Consider the following 14091-nt stretch of genomic DNA (forward strand, 5'->3'; position numbering starts at 1 on the left):
ATGAACCGGAAGCAGCAACGCTTGGCGGAAAAGCCGATCAACCTGCTGACCTTTGTCCCCGACAAGGATCAGAAAGCAGCGGTCCATCCCTTCGCCCCCTCACCGTTGCGCGCTGCGATCGGCAAGGTTTTCGTGAAGCTGGAAGACCTCACCGAGCGGTTTGAAGACTGGTGCGAATACGGCAGTTCCGAGGGGCGCGGGGTGCAACCCCTGGGACAACGGGTGTCCAAATGGTTGGGAGCCCCTGTGGCCCGACACATCGAGCACCAGGTTCAAGCGGAGCATGGGCTGGTTCCCTCTCGGCGGTGGGATGGTGCGGTCGGAGATTTGATCTTCCGCATTCGCGACCGCGCAGGGTACGTGCAGCGGGCGCTCACGGCCCAGGCGCGCGAAATCAAGGAATGGGTCATTCAGCAGACCCAGAATACCCAGGCGGAGCTGAAGGATCTGCGCGAGCAGGTCGCGACCCAACAGGCGCAGATGGAGGACCTGACCAGCCAGATCCAGGATCTCCGCGCGCTGGTCACCTCCCAGCAGCAGGTCCTGATGTACATGGGGAAAGATATGGACATGGCCCAGCCGCCTGTGCTGGGCCTGACGCTCGGGCCCTCACGCTCCTTGCCCTACCGCGAAAAGCCCGTTTCGAGAGACCGGCGCGACAACTCGCCCGAACCCGCCGAGACTCCGTACCTCAACGCCTGAGCGCGTCCGGTCCGCCGCCCGGAACCCGTCGACGACGCAACCTTCGCCTGTGGGCTCCATCCATACACCGCTTACGTGGCTCCACGCAGAGTGAACGGGTCTGCCCTCACGCGGTGCGTGACTAGCATCTTGCTGACGGGGCTGCTAATTTGTGCTCGGCAAGCTGTCCGGGAGGCCTCCGTGCTTTTACGTTGTTTGCCTGCAAGAATGGTAAGGGCCGTGAAGGGGCGACCAAGGGTGGAACCGATGGGACCAGCTCGTTGGGCGTGGAGGGTTGTGTGCGGGGTGATGGCTGCCGGCCTCTCATGGGGGGTGCCTCAGGGAACGGCTCAGGCTGAGGTCACCTTGTACGACAACCTCGGCACCTGGCACTTCGAGATCACCACGACTTCGGCACGGGCGCAGGAGTTTTTCGATCAGGGGCTTCGCCTGATCTATGCCTTCAACCATGACGAGGCCATCGCGGCCTTCAGCGAAGCGTCGCGGCTGGATCCTGAAGCGGCCATGCCTTACTGGGGTGTGGCGTTGGCGCTGGGGCCGAACATCAATTCGGCCATGGATGCCAAGGCGGAAGCCCGGGCGGTGGAGGCGCTGAAACAGGCGAGCCAGCAGGCTGCCCAGGCGTCGCCCCGTGAGCGCGCCTACGTCGAAACACTGGCGACTCGGTACTCGCTCAAGAAAACGGGGAGCAGGCGAGCGAAGGATGAAGCCTATGCGAAGGCCATACGCCGGCTCGCGCAGCAGTATCCGGACGACGTCGATGCGGCGACCTTGGCGGCGGAAGCCTTGATGGTGCTGAGGCCGTGGGACTATTGGCGAGCCGATGGCAAGCCGCAGCCGGGGACGGAGGAAATCGTCGCCACCTTGGAGGCGGTGCTCCGGCGAACGCCTGACCATCCCGGCGCCTGCCATCACTACATCCATGCGGTCGAAGCCTCCCTTGAACCCCAACGGGCGCTTGAGTGCGCCGCGCGATTGCCCGCGCTCATGCCCGGTGCCGGCCACCTGGTGCATATGCCGGCGCACATCTATATGCGGCTCGGACGGTATGAACAGGCGTCGGAGCAGAATGCGGTCGCTGCGAAGGTCGATCAGGATTACCTGGCCGGGCAGCACCATTCTGAGGGTTTCTATGCGTCGGGATACTATGCACACAACCTGCATTTTCTGAATGCGTCTCTGATGATGGAGGGGCGGAGCGCCGAGGCGCTGCAAGCCGCTCGTGAACTGCTGGCCAAGGAGCCGATGCAGGATCTCTTTGCCCCGACCCTGCTGTTGACCATGGCGCGGTTCGGTCAGTGGCCCGACTTGATTCGCCAGCCGCCGCCTCCCAAGACGCTGCGGCTCACCACGGGGCTCTGGCACTATGTACGTGGCCTCGCGTTTGCCGCCACGACCCGGTGGGGCAGCGTGGAGGGGGAGTTGGCGAATCTCCGCAAGGCCCTCAAGCAATTCGCGCGGGCGAAGACGAGTGAAGCAAAAACGAGCCACGCGATCCTTCAGGTGGCGGAACGGGTCTTGGCCGGTGAGCTGGCCGCGCGGCGCGGTGACTACGATGATGGCATTCGCGCCTTGCAGGAGGCCTTGCGACTGGAAGCCGCCTTGCCCTACAGCGAGCCGCCGTTTTGGCTGCAACCGGTTCGACACAACCTGGGGGCGGTCCTGCTCCTGGCGGGGCGTCCGGCCGACGCGGAAGCGGTCTATCGGGAAGACCTGCGGCTCAATCCCAACAACGGCTGGGCCCTCCAGGGACTCGTCCAAAGTTTGCGGGCCCAGAACAAGGCTGGTGAAGCGGAAGAGGAAGAGCGCCGCTTTCAAGCCGCGTGGGCCAAGGCGGATGTGACCTTGCTGAGCTCCCGATTCTAGCCATGCGGCGCGGAGGAGCGGATCGAACAAGAAACGGGAGAACGTCGGGATGGAATATGTGTTTCAGACGGTTGAGGAACGGCGTGAGTTGGAACGGTTGCACCTGATCGAACGGATGTTCGATCCCGGCACCCAGCGCCGGATGCTGGCGACCGGTCTCACGACGGGATGGCATTGCCTGGAGGTCGGGGCAGGCGCCGGGTCCATCGTCCGGTGGTTGCAGCAGCGGGTAGGGCCTTCGGGGCGAGTGGTGGCGGTGGACACGAACCCGCGGTTTTTGCGGGGCGGCGTCGATTCGGCCGTGGAGATTGTATCGGGGGACATCTGTGAGGTCGATCTCCAACCGGCCGCGTTCGACCTCGTGCATGCCCGTTATGTGCTGATCCACGTCGCGGACTACCAAAAGGCCTTCGAACGGATGTTGCGCTGCGTCAAGCCCGGAGGGTGGGTCATGGTCGAGGAGCCGGATTTTCAGGCCGCCCGGGCGGTGACGGGGTCCGACGAGGCTCGGGGCAGCTTCGCGCGGGTGAGCGCCGCCATCGAACAGATGTTTCTCACGCTCGGTATGGACCATGCGCTGGGAGCCAAGCTGCCGGTCCTATTTCAGCGGCATGATCTGAGCCAGCTGACGGTGGAGCATGAGGGGCACCTGTCGTCAGGCGGCCAACCGGTCGCCCAGGTCATGAAGTTGTCGGCCGAACAATTGCGGGACAAGTACCTGGCGACGGGACGGGTCACGGGAGAGGACATCGACCGGTATTGCCGCTGTGCGGACGATCCGGAGGTCTGGTCCATCTATTACGCGACCGTGGCGGTTACCGGGTGGTGGCAGCCGCAATGCGGCGGAATGTCGTGAGGAAGCGGCCATGCGCTATGTGGTAGGGGTGATGGGGCCGGCCAAGGCCAGGAAAAAGGATATCGAGAACGCCCGCGTTCTCGGTGAATTGATTGCGCGGCGGGAGTGGGTGGTGCTCACTGGCGGCCGCGACGTGGGGGTCATGGATGCAGCTTGCCAGGGGGCCAAGCGAGTGCCAGGCAGCCTGACGATCGGCGTGTTGCCGTCGGCGCGGGAGCGCGTCTCCAAGTACGTCGATTTAGCCATCATTACGGACATGGGCAACGCGCGGAATAATGTGAACGTCATGTCGAGCCACGTGGTGGTGGCCTGCGGACTGATGGGCGCCGGCACCGTGTCGGAAGTGGCGCTGGCCCTCAAGGCGGGCAAACCGGTGATTGTGGTCGGCGCCACGCCGGTGGAAGAGAAGTTCTTCAAGAAGTTGGGACGGCGGTTGATTGCCGCCGTGGAGACTCCGGAAGAGGCGATCACCCTCATGATGAGACAGTTCGAGCAACAGCAGCCCGATCTCGTGCAGGGGGCGCGGGCTTGGGGCGGCGTGTAGATCCGGCGATTTCGCGGTAGGATGATTCTACGCGTGGAGGATGGCGTGATGGACAACCTACAACGAACCGTCAGGAATCTACTGCTGGTCCTGGCGCTCTTAGTGACCGGAGGATTGCTCGTCCAGGGACAGGCAGCCGAGCCGTCCGGCCTTGCCAAGGCCTATTTCGCCGGGGGCTGCTTCTGGTGCATGGAGGAAGTGTTTGAAAATGTGGCCGGCGTCACAGCTGTGACCAGTGGGTTCATGGGAGGGAAGGTCGAACGCCCCACCTACGAGGAGGTGTCGACAGGCGGCACCGGCCATGCCGAATCGGTCGAGGTGCTCTACGATCCGGCCAAAGTCAGCTACGCCACGCTCCTGGGCGCCTTCTGGCGCAACGTGGACCCCGTGACCCCGAATGCCCAGTTCTGCGACCGGGGCAACCAGTATCGCGCGGCCATTTTTTACCTCACCGATGAGCAGCAACGGTTGGCGGAGGATTCCAAGCGTGTGTTGGAGGACTCGCACCGTTTCACGAAACCGATCGTGACGGAGATCGTGAAAGCGACCCAGTTTTATCCGGCTGAAGAGCATCATCAGGATTTTTATAAAAAGAACCCGATCCGATACAAATTCTACAAATACAACTGCGGACGAGCCGATCGGTTGGAGGAGCTGTGGGGTGCACCATAGAATGAGAGAATCCTCCGGCTGAATGGTGAGCGCTTCCAGTCAGGCTCGTCCGCCCGTTCGTTTCCCCCATTTTCTTGTCGAATCCTCCCTGCCGTGAAATAGTGGCTTGGTGTCGTCTTCCCTGTCGTGCGCCGCTGTTCTCATCGGCCCAACCGGAGGTTCAGACCATGAGGCGTTTCTGCGCCCTTCGTGCTCACTGGCTCCTCGCCCTCTCCGCCCTCTCTTTCACTGCCGGTTGTTCGCAGGCTCCATCGATGCAGGGGCGTTCCCAGGAGGATCTCGGACGAGGCATCTTGTCCGGAACGTTGGGGATATATCGCCATTCGGTCGAGCCTGCCCCCGCTCCGCAGGTGTCCAGAGTGTTAGTGGGGCAGGTCCAGGTCCTCGAAGGAGGCGCGTACCTGGTGCGCGATCAACGAGGATACGAACATCGCATTCCTCACGACGAAAACACCCGGATTGATCGTCCGGCCCATGTGGGCGACCGTATCCAGGGCTGGCTCGACCGGCAGGGCCGAGCCATCCTCATCAAAACGGTCAACGAGCCGGAACGGTAACTCAAACCGCAGCTCGCTGTCTCCACCCCTCATGGCACACCCCGACTGGAACGTCCGCTGGACTCCGCTGGCCCGTGCACTCTGTCCGATCCTGGTGGTGGGGAGCCTGCTCCTCGTCATGTCGCCTGAGCAGGGCTGGACGCCGGGCCTCAGCCATGATGAAGACGAAGCGCCCGATAGGCAGCCCTCCATCGCCGCGCTCATTGCACTCCATGCGACGCACTATGCGTTGGATCCGGCCCTTTTGAAGGCAATCATCCAGGTCGAATCGAATTTCAATCCGCAGGCCGTGTCCCCGAAAGGCGCGATCGGCTTGATGCAACTCATGCCGCTGACGGCCTCGGCGCTGGACGTGTTGGACCCGTTCGATCCCAACGACAACATTCGCGCCGGTGCCGCGCTGTTGCGACGGTTGCTCGATCGATTCGGCGGGGATCTTTCGCTGGCATTGGCGGCCTACCATGTCGGAGAAGCGCGGGTCAGCCGGGCCGTCGGTCTCTCTTCCCTGTCCAGTACCAGGCTGTACGTCGAGCGGGTGCTCACCCATTACCATCGATTCGTCGCCGATGCTCGGTGACGGATCCGGGTGGAGTTTCGGGTTGTGTCCCGGTCGGAAGTTCCGGTATACAGGCTCACAGTGACGCCGACCAGAATCCATCGACAACGAGGACCCTATGCGGACCGGTAACCAGCGCATGGAGCAGATGGCCCAATCCGAGATTCGTGCGATGACGCAGGCTTGCGCACGGGTCAACGGCATTAACATGGCGCAGGGGGTCTGTGATACGGGGGTGCCGTCGCCGGTGGCCCAAGCCGCGCAACGAGCCATCGACCTGGGGGTCAATATTTATACTCGATACGACGGGTTGCCGGAGTTGCGGCAGGCCATCGCGAAGAAGCTGGCTTCTTACAATCAACTCACGGTCGACCCCGAGCAGGAGGTGACCGTCAGCGCCGGCGCCACGGGGTCCTTTCACTGTGCCTGCCTGGCCTTGCTGAGCCCCGGCGATGAAGTCATCGTGTTTGAACCGTACTACGCCTACCACATCAGCGCGCTCGTAGCGGTGGAGGCTGTGCCGCGAGTCGTCCGGATGCATCCTCCGGACTGGAGCGTGTCGCGTGACGAGCTGCAGCAGGCGATCACGGGGCGCACCAAGGCGATCATCCTCAATTCGCCCGGCAATCCGTCCGGTAAGGTCTTCACGCGCGAGGAACTCGAATGGGTGGCCGCCCTCGCCCGCCGGCACGATCTCTTCGTCTTCACCGACGAGATCTACGAGTACTTCTTGTTCGATGCACGACGGCACATCAGCATCGCCACGTTGCCGGATATGGCGGAGCGGACCATCACCATCGGCGGCTATTCGAAGACCTTCAGCATCACAGGCTGGCGAATCGGCTACAGCGCCGCCCATGCCAAATGGGCGCAGCTTATCGGGGCCATGAACGACCTGTTGTATGTCTGCGCGCCGGCGCCGTTGCAGTATGGGGTGGCGCGAGGGATCGAAGAGTTGCCGACCTCCTTTTACCTCGAGCTTGCGCGTGAGTATCAGCAGAAGCGGGATCGTTTCTGCGGGGCTTTGGCAAAGGCGGGCCTCACGCCGTCGGTGCCGGAGGGGGCCTATTATGTACTGGCGGATATTTCCCGTCTGCCTGGCTCGACCGGCAAGGAACGGGCAATGTACCTGTTGGAGCAGACGGGGGTAGCAGGCGTGCCTGGAGAAGCCTTCTTCAGCAGCTCGGACGGGCACCGCTTCATGCGATTCTGTTTCGCCAAGACCGACGGCGATCTTGCCGAGGCCTGTGAGCGGCTCACTCGTCTTGCCTTGTGACAGCCTTTCATAACCAATACCGTGGGTCGTATCAGGCTGAGACGGCCGACTGACTCAGCCCGTGTCAGGTCCGGTCAGTCCCATGTGAAAGCAGGCGCCCTGCTTGTGATGGGCTCCTGGTGGTGTTATGAGTTTATGTCTGAGGTCGCTCGAAACAAAGGAACAGGTGAGGTAGATACACAATGAGCGTGAAACATTCGCCTGGATCGTTGATGGTGGTCGGTGTCATGGGGCTGTTGGTACAGGCCTGCAGCCATGCTCCTCTGACCTTGCAGGAGTCGTCCGTGTCTCCGGTTGTTGCGGAGAAGAGTTCAGCCGCGCAGGAGAACGCTGTCTTGGCCGGTGAGTGGGAGTATGAAGAGGGTGGAATGGTCGTGACGCTGCGGTTGGACCGGTTCGGCAATGGCACCTATGAGTTCAAGGACGGCCGCTTCCGAACCGATCTCTTGGCCGACCATCGCTGGAGCGGCAAGTGGGCACAGCAGGAGAATGACCGGGAAGGCGGGTTCGAGATCGCTCTGTCGCCTGACTATTCCGAAGGCGACGGACGTTGGTGGTATACCCGCATTGAAGGTGATACGGCTCCGACCAAACCAGGCGGCCGTTTCCATGTGATGAAAGTCCAGTCGACGGTGCAGAATCAGGCCCTGCCGGCGGAGCGTTCGTCGCAATAGGCGCGTTACGCCTGCCCGGCGGGATCGATCCTCTCATAGACCGCCGAGTAGTCCATTTCCCCCAACCCCAGATCGATCGTGTCCTGGAGCAGGCTGCGGATCTCCTCGAGCCCCCCCGCTGCCAGGCCGGCCTGTGTTGCGGCATCGAGGACCAAGTTCACGTCTTTGAGCAGGTGGCGTGTCGAGAAGTTCGGCCGGTCATAGTTTCGGTCCGTCAGCCGCGGGAGCTTCTTGTCGAACATCGGAGCATAGAGGGCGCTCTTGCGGAGCAGTGCCATAAAATCCTCCACCGTGATGCCCGCTTGCCGCACCAGGCCCAGACTGAGGGCAAAGGCGGTGATCTCTGCGGCAATGAGCTGATTCAGCGCAAGCTTCAGCTGGGCCGCGGTTCCGACCGGGCCGATTAAGCGCACGTCGGACCCCAAGCTGCGCAAGAGCGCTTCCTGTTCGATAAATAACTCCGTCGTCGATCCGACCATGATGAGCAGATGACCGGCCAGCGCCTCCGCAATACTCCCAAGGACAGGCGCCTCCATGTAGCGACCTCCCAAACGTTCGACGGCCTGCTGGAGAGCCTGGCTCTCCTGCGGCCCAATCGTGCCCATCTGGATGATGGTGCGCCCTCGGATGGCTCGGCTCTCTTCGGGACCGAAGATGACCGCCTGAATGGCCGATGTATCCGAAAGCAGGAGCAGGACCGCCTCTGCGGTGGCCATGGCTTCGGCGGCCTGGGAGGTGATGCGGATTCCGGCCTGCGCAAGCGCCCCCATCTTTTCAGGAGAACGGTTATAGGCGCTTACCTTGTGGCCGACGACGTGTAATCGTTTCGCCACAGCGTGCCCCAACAATCCTGTCCCCAACAGAGCGATGTGCATGGATCTCCTCCTCACGGTACGGTCAAGGTCCGTATCGTACAGGGATGTGGTCCGGCTGAAAAGGTTCAGCGGGAGGAGGCAGGTCCGGCGGAGGCTCTGCGCCCGAGGCGGAGCAGCTGGGTGCGAGCGGCCTCCGGTGTCTTTGCGCCGATCGCCACGGTCCCCTGCAGGCGTGGGTCGGTCCGATTGAAGGCAAACGGCTCACCTGCCGGGGTCGTTGCACTGCCGCCGCCTTCTTCAACGAGCAGGATGCCGGCGGCGATATCCCATTCGTTACCCCCTTGAAGCATCACCGCTGCGTCGGCCTGTTCCGACGCGACCAATGCGAGGGCGTAGGCGATCGAACCGATCGGACGACAACGCATGTGTGGTTCCAGGGAGCGAAGGTGTCCGGCTCGATGTTCCCAGGGATTGACCAGCGCCACCGGGCGTTCGGCCACTGAAAATGGCGGTTGAGTGGGCGGGGCCTTGCGTTCCATGCGGAGGCCTTGATTGCGGATGGCCGAAAACAACTCGCCGGTGGAGGGGTTGAAGATGGCGGCGACGATCGGCCGTCCTTTCTCCACGAGGGCGGCCGATAGACAGAACTCCGGGACCCCTCGCACGAACGCCCTGGTACCGTCGATCGGATCCACGATCCACACGCGGGGTCGAGAGAGGCGGTCTGGACTATCCGCCGTTTCCTCCGACAACCAACCATCATCCGGAAAGGCGGCCGACAGGTGGTCGCGCAACATCTGGTTCACGGCCAGATCGGCCGAGGTGACCGGTGAGCGGTCCGCCTTCGTGTAGGTGTCAAATCCTTCCACTGCCAGCCGAAGCGCTTCCTGCCCGGCTCGAATCATGATATCGGCTAGAGTGGCCAGTTCTCGTTCCATGGTACACGCTACCAGGTCTTGAGCCCCCTTGACCACTGTCGAGGTTCCGCGTACAAGCTGAGAAAGGTATGAAGCTCGTCCATAAACATTCCCGCAAGGCGGGACTGCCCCCCGGTACGCTGGTCCATATCGGAGAAAAGAAATCCGAGACGGTCAAGATTACCGTGTATGAGTATGGGGAAGGCCAGTTCCACGAACGGTCCGTCGCGAAACCGGAAGAGGTGATCCTGGTGGGGGAACCGACCGTCCGGTGGGTGGACATCGGCGGCATCCACAAGATGGAGGTCCTGGAGGCCTTTGGAAAACTGTTCGGGCTCCATCCACTCTTACTGGAAGACATCGCGAATACGGATCAGCGGCCCAAACTCGACGATTACGGCACCTATGGCTATGTCGTGCTGAAGATGCTCTACGAAGGGCGGCGCGAGGGCGATATCAACGTCGAGCAGGTCAGCCTGGTGTTCGGGGAGAATTTCCTTCTGTCATTTCAAGAGAACGGCGGCGATGTGTTTCAAGGAGTCAAGGAGCGTCTGCGGAATGGCAAGGGACGCCTGCGGCATGCCGGCGCCGACTATCTGCTCTATGCCTTGATGGACTCGATCGTCGATCGATACTTCGTGGTGCTGGAACACTTGGGGGAGAAAATCGAAGCGTTGCAGGATCGCTGTGTCACCAATCCAGGCCCGGAGACATTGCGGGATATCCACACGCTCAAGCGACAGCTGCTGTTCCTGCGCCGCTCCGTCTGGCCCCTCCGCGAGGTGATGAACAACCTCTCGCGGTCGGATGGCCAATTTCTCCAGGGATCGACGAAGGTATTCTTTCGCGATGTGTACGACCACATCATCCAGATCGGAGACACCATCGAAACCCTGCGCGAAATGGTGTCCTCGATGATGGAGGTCTACCTGTCGAGCGTGAGTTATCGCTTGAATACGGTCATGAAGGTCCTGACGATCATTACCACGATCTTCATGCCGTTGAGTTTCATCGCCAGCATTTACGGGATGAATTTTGAGCACATGCCGGAACTGAAATCGCCCTGGGGGTACCCGGCGGTGCTGGGTGTCATGGCCGTGACTGGAACGGCCATGCTGTATTTTTTCAAACAGAAGGATTGGTTGTAGCGGAGAACCGAAAGGGGCTCAATCCATGAGCTCGACGCGATCGACGAAGTAGGTCGTTTCGCCGAAGCAGGTCGTGGGGATATAGCGATACTCCTTGTAGTGCAGCACTACGCGTTTTCCCATCTGGCCGTCCAACTTCTTGGCGACCGCCTCGTCCCAGACGCTGAAATTCCATAACACCGGCGCCACACCGGGAACCGTGGTCATCGCCAGTTCGCCTTCCTGCGTCTTGCAGACCCACCCTTTGCGGGAAAATTTCTGAAGGTAGCCGACGCGATCGCCATCCGAATAACTCCAGTTGAAGACGATCAAGAGATAGGCCGCTGCGCCGAACAAGAGCACCGCAAGAAACCGTAGCATAGACCTCCTATTCTTGGGTGGCGTCTGGAAACAGCCAGGGGGCGTCGGCACGGCGGCGCCGCTCATAGGCGGCGATGGCATCGGCATGTTGGAGCGTCAGGCCAATGGCGTCCAGGCCGCGATAGAGACAATCTTTTCGGAAGGGATCGATGGCGAAGGGATAGGACGTGCCGTCCGGGGTGGTGACCCGTTGGGCGGCGAGGTCCACCGTGAGGCGATACCCTTCCTGGGCGGCGACTCCCTCGAACAGGGCTTGAATTTCGACCCCCGCCAACACCACCGGCAGAATGCCGTTCTGAAAACAATTGTTGTAGAAAATGTCGGCAAAGCTGGGCGCGAGCACGCAACGGAATCCTTGGTCCAACAGGGCCCAGGGCGCATGTTCACGCGACGAGCCGCATCCGAAGTTATCCCTTGTCAACAGGATGGTAGCGTGTTGGTAGCGGGGCTGGTTGAGAAAGAAACTCGGATCCGGTGATCCATCCTTCAGGCGGCGCCAGTCGTAGAACAATCCTTCGCGTAACCCGGTCCGCTGGATGGTCTTCAAGAACTGTTTGGGAATGATTTGATCGGTGTCGACATTGAGCCGATCGAGGGGGGCCACGAGGCCTGTGAGTGTGGTGAAGGCTTGCATCATCTATCCTTTGTTATCTCATGCAGTCAGCCGAGCAGGCTGTGCTGTCAGGACCAATGGCGAATGTCTACGAAGTGCCCTTCGATGGCGGCGGCCACGGCCATGGCAGGGGAGACCAAATGGGTCCGCCCGCCCGCTCCCTGCCGGCCTTCGAAATTGCGGTTGCTGGTGGAGGCGCAGCGTTCGCCCGGTTGCAGCACGTCGGCGTTCATCGCAAGGCACATGCTGCACCCCGCTTCCCGCCACTCGAAGCCCGATTCCTTGAAAATGCGATCCAGCCCTTCCTGCTCCGCCTGTTGTTTGACCAGCCCGGACCCGGGGACGACCATGGCGTGGACCGTGCCTGCCACCTTTTTCCCCTTCGCGAAGGAGGCGGCGAGGCGTAGGTCTTCGATGCGTGAGTTGGTGCAGGAGCCGATGAAGACTCGGTCGATCTTGATGTCGCGAATCGGCATGCCGGGCGTCAGCGCCATATACTCAAGGGCCCGTTCGGTGGCCTGCCGGAGCTTGGCATCGTCCATGGTCCGGGGATCAGGTACCGTTCCGTCCACACCCGTCACCATGCCTGGGCTGGTCCCCCATGTGACCTGCGGGGCAATAGACTCGGCCTTCAGCTCCACGATCGCGTCGTAACGGGCGCCGGGGTCGGTCGTGAGTCGACGCCATGCCGCGACCGCCTGATCCCAGAGGGCGCCCTTGGGTGCCATCGGCCGGCCCTTGATGTAAGCAAACGTGGTCTCATCCGGGGCCACCATCCCGGCGCGGGCTCCGCCTTCGATGGACATGTTGCAGAGGGTCATCCGACCCTCCATGCTCAGGCTGCGAATGGTCGAGCCCGTGTACTCGATGACGTAGCCGGTACCGCCGGCCGTGCCGATTTTGCCGATGATGGCGAGGATCACATCTTTGGCGGAGCAGCGCGGGGAGAGTCGGCCCTCCACCCTGACTTCCATCGTTTTCGGGCGCTTCTGCACCAGGCATTGTGTGGCCAGCACATGCTCGACCTCGCTCGTCCCGATTCCGAAGGCCAGCGCACCGAAGGCGCCATGGGTGGAGGTGTGCGAATCGCCACAGACGATTGTCATGCCCGGCAACGTGAACCCCTGTTCCGGCCCGATGACATGGACTACCCCCTGCCGGATGTCGTTCATCCCGAATAGGGTAATGCCGAAAGCGGCACAATTGTCTTCCAAGGTTTGAATCTGCTTGGCACTGATTGGGTCGGCAATGGCGAGACGACGATCCGTGGTCGGAACGTTGTGGTCGGGCACTGCCAGCGCGGCGGCGGCCCGGCGCGGCGTCCGCCCCGCGACCCTCAATCCTTCGAACGCTTGCGGTGAGGTCACTTCGTGCACCAGGTGCCGATCGATATAGAGCAGGGTGGTGCCGTCGGCTTCAGCCCGCACCACGTGCTCGTCCCAGATTTTTTCGAATAATGTGTGCGCGGCCATGGTTCTACTCCTTCATAGCGCCGTGCGACCGAGACGCCGGAACGGCGCGGAAATACAGCGGCATCATTATACATGCGAGCAGGCCCGTCGCATCAAGGGCAAAGGGGCCGGCGCGTAAACTCTCTTTAGATTTTTCGACCGGCATCCGATAGAGGGGCCATGGCACAGGAACCTCCCGAGAGCGAACGCATCACGATCCCGCGTTGGACGATCAAGCGCGACCCGCGGGCCTTGGGCTGTTCGGTGTGTGGCTCGGCCATCGTGAAGATCACGGCAGAGTGGAGGCAGGTGTCCTTCTGCACCTGCCGCTTGATCGAATACCGCGTGTTGCCGCGCGCCCCCAAGGCCTTGCCGGCTCCTCCGGCCGCCGACCTACGGAACGACCCCTGATCGCCCGTCTGGTTGTGCGACTGCACGGACCATCGCCCGCCTTTCTGATGAATCGTGACTGCCCACTTGGTGCGATCACCTTCTGATCGCGACACAGAAGGAGGATTCGATGAAGCGAGCCGTGGAATTATTGGTATTGCTGAGCCTCCTTCTGACGGTAGATCTCACCGAAGCGCGGGATCGCCTATCGGCCTCATCGGCCGGCGCGGCCAAGTCTGCCATTGAACAGCAGTCCCTACGTCTCTGCGTGGGCAGCGACCTGCCCGGCAATTGGCGACTGGTTCAATTCGGAGCGCCCCGTCGCTTCAAGAACTCGCAGGCTCCGTACCTTTTTCCTCACCAGACGTTTCAGTATTCCGTCGAAGGCAGCATGCGGTCTGTGCATTCGCGGCAGCCGATTCCTGATCGGTTGGATCGCCTGTTCGCCTCCGTGCCGTCGGCCTTGAGTTATCGCATCGACGGCGCCGGCCGCGTGGTCCTCACGGTCGACGGGCAACGCACTGCCGTGGAGACCTGGTCCTGCCTGGTCGTAAGTCGTGGTGGCTACGATCAGACTCAGGAGATGGCCCTGCAACCGGGCGACCTGGTCATGACGTTGCACGGCTCGCAGGGACAACCCCTCTTCGTGCGCCAGTTGCGCAGGGTCTAGTTGCCGACCGATTGCATCGGGCCC

Annotated in this window: 17 protein-coding genes; 12 read left to right on the top strand and 5 right to left on the bottom strand. The window is 61.9% G+C overall.

Features of this window, described 5'->3' with window-relative positions:
- From HRU82_11205 to HRU82_11245, 9 genes are all read left to right on the top strand, one after another.
- Positions 1-702, top strand: a complete 702-nt coding sequence (locus HRU82_11205) for a hypothetical protein (protein QOJ35470.1) — start codon at positions 1-3, stop codon at positions 700-702.
- Positions 703-948: 246 nt separating this feature from the next.
- Positions 949-2568 (top strand): hypothetical protein, encoded by a 1620-nt coding sequence (locus HRU82_11210; GenBank protein ID QOJ35471.1) that lies wholly within the window; start codon positions 949-951, stop codon positions 2566-2568.
- Between the two features lie 49 nt (positions 2569-2617).
- On the top strand, positions 2618-3424 hold the full coding sequence (locus HRU82_11215; GenBank protein QOJ35472.1) for a methyltransferase domain-containing protein: 807 nt from the start codon (positions 2618-2620) through the stop codon (positions 3422-3424).
- Positions 3425-3434: 10 nt separating this feature from the next.
- Positions 3435-3968 (top strand): LOG family protein, encoded by a 534-nt coding sequence (locus tag HRU82_11220; GenBank protein QOJ35473.1) that lies wholly within the window; start codon positions 3435-3437, stop codon positions 3966-3968.
- A 48-nt stretch (positions 3969-4016) separates the two neighbouring features.
- Positions 4017-4640, top strand: coding sequence for a peptide-methionine (S)-S-oxide reductase MsrA (gene msrA, locus HRU82_11225; protein ID QOJ35474.1), 624 nt, complete (start codon positions 4017-4019; stop codon positions 4638-4640).
- Positions 4641-4807: 167 nt separating this feature from the next.
- Positions 4808-5197, top strand: coding sequence for a hypothetical protein (locus HRU82_11230; protein QOJ35475.1), 390 nt, complete (start codon positions 4808-4810; stop codon positions 5195-5197).
- A 31-nt stretch (positions 5198-5228) separates the two neighbouring features.
- A complete protein-coding gene (locus tag HRU82_11235; GenBank protein QOJ35476.1) occupies positions 5229-5774 on the top strand; it encodes a lytic transglycosylase domain-containing protein in 546 nt (181 codons plus the stop codon).
- Positions 5775-5871: 97 nt separating this feature from the next.
- Positions 5872-7029 (top strand): pyridoxal phosphate-dependent aminotransferase, encoded by a 1158-nt coding sequence (locus HRU82_11240; protein QOJ35477.1) that lies wholly within the window; start codon positions 5872-5874, stop codon positions 7027-7029.
- 182 nt (positions 7030-7211) lie between these two features.
- Positions 7212-7703 carry a hypothetical protein gene (locus tag HRU82_11245; GenBank protein QOJ35478.1) on the top strand — a complete coding sequence of 164 codons (492 nt, stop codon included), beginning with the start codon at positions 7212-7214 and terminating at the stop codon, positions 7701-7703.
- A gap of 5 nt (positions 7704-7708) precedes the next feature.
- On the opposite strand, the gene HRU82_11250 is transcribed toward HRU82_11245, so the two are convergent.
- Positions 7709-8578 carry an NAD(P)-dependent oxidoreductase gene (locus HRU82_11250; GenBank protein ID QOJ35479.1) on the bottom strand — a complete coding sequence of 290 codons (870 nt, stop codon included), beginning with the start codon at positions 8576-8578 and terminating at the stop codon, positions 7709-7711.
- 65 nt (positions 8579-8643) lie between these two features.
- Positions 8644-9456, bottom strand: coding sequence for a 3'(2'),5'-bisphosphate nucleotidase CysQ (locus tag HRU82_11255; GenBank protein ID QOJ35480.1), 813 nt, complete (start codon positions 9454-9456; stop codon positions 8644-8646).
- 68 nt (positions 9457-9524) lie between these two features.
- Here HRU82_11255 and corA point away from each other — a divergent pair, with 68 nt between their 5' ends.
- A complete protein-coding gene (corA, locus tag HRU82_11260; protein QOJ35481.1) occupies positions 9525-10583 on the top strand; it encodes a magnesium/cobalt transporter CorA in 1059 nt (352 codons plus the stop codon).
- A gap of 18 nt (positions 10584-10601) precedes the next feature.
- Here corA and HRU82_11265 read toward each other — a convergent pair whose 3' ends face one another.
- From HRU82_11265 to leuC, 3 genes are read right to left on the bottom strand one after another with little or no spacing between them, the layout of a single operon-like run.
- Positions 10602-10943 (bottom strand): hypothetical protein, encoded by a 342-nt coding sequence (locus tag HRU82_11265; protein ID QOJ35482.1) that lies wholly within the window; start codon positions 10941-10943, stop codon positions 10602-10604.
- Positions 10944-10950: 7 nt separating this feature from the next.
- Positions 10951-11577 (bottom strand): 3-isopropylmalate dehydratase small subunit, encoded by a 627-nt coding sequence (leuD, locus tag HRU82_11270; protein QOJ37187.1) that lies wholly within the window; start codon positions 11575-11577, stop codon positions 10951-10953.
- Positions 11578-11624: 47 nt separating this feature from the next.
- On the bottom strand, positions 11625-13028 hold the full coding sequence (gene leuC, locus HRU82_11275) for a 3-isopropylmalate dehydratase large subunit (protein ID QOJ35483.1): 1404 nt from the start codon (positions 13026-13028) through the stop codon (positions 11625-11627).
- A gap of 159 nt (positions 13029-13187) precedes the next feature.
- On the opposite strand from leuC, the gene HRU82_11280 reads away from it, so the two are divergent.
- Both HRU82_11280 and HRU82_11285 read left to right on the top strand, forming a co-directional pair.
- Positions 13188-13418 carry a hypothetical protein gene (locus HRU82_11280; protein QOJ35484.1) on the top strand — a complete coding sequence of 77 codons (231 nt, stop codon included), beginning with the start codon at positions 13188-13190 and terminating at the stop codon, positions 13416-13418.
- Between the two features lie 109 nt (positions 13419-13527).
- Positions 13528-14067 carry a hypothetical protein gene (locus HRU82_11285; protein ID QOJ35485.1) on the top strand — a complete coding sequence of 180 codons (540 nt, stop codon included), beginning with the start codon at positions 13528-13530 and terminating at the stop codon, positions 14065-14067.
- Positions 14068-14091 lie beyond the last annotated feature (24 nt).

This window comes from Nitrospira sp. (genome assembly GCA_015709715.1).
Taxonomy (GTDB): Bacteria; Nitrospirota; Nitrospiria; order Nitrospirales; family Nitrospiraceae; genus Nitrospira_A.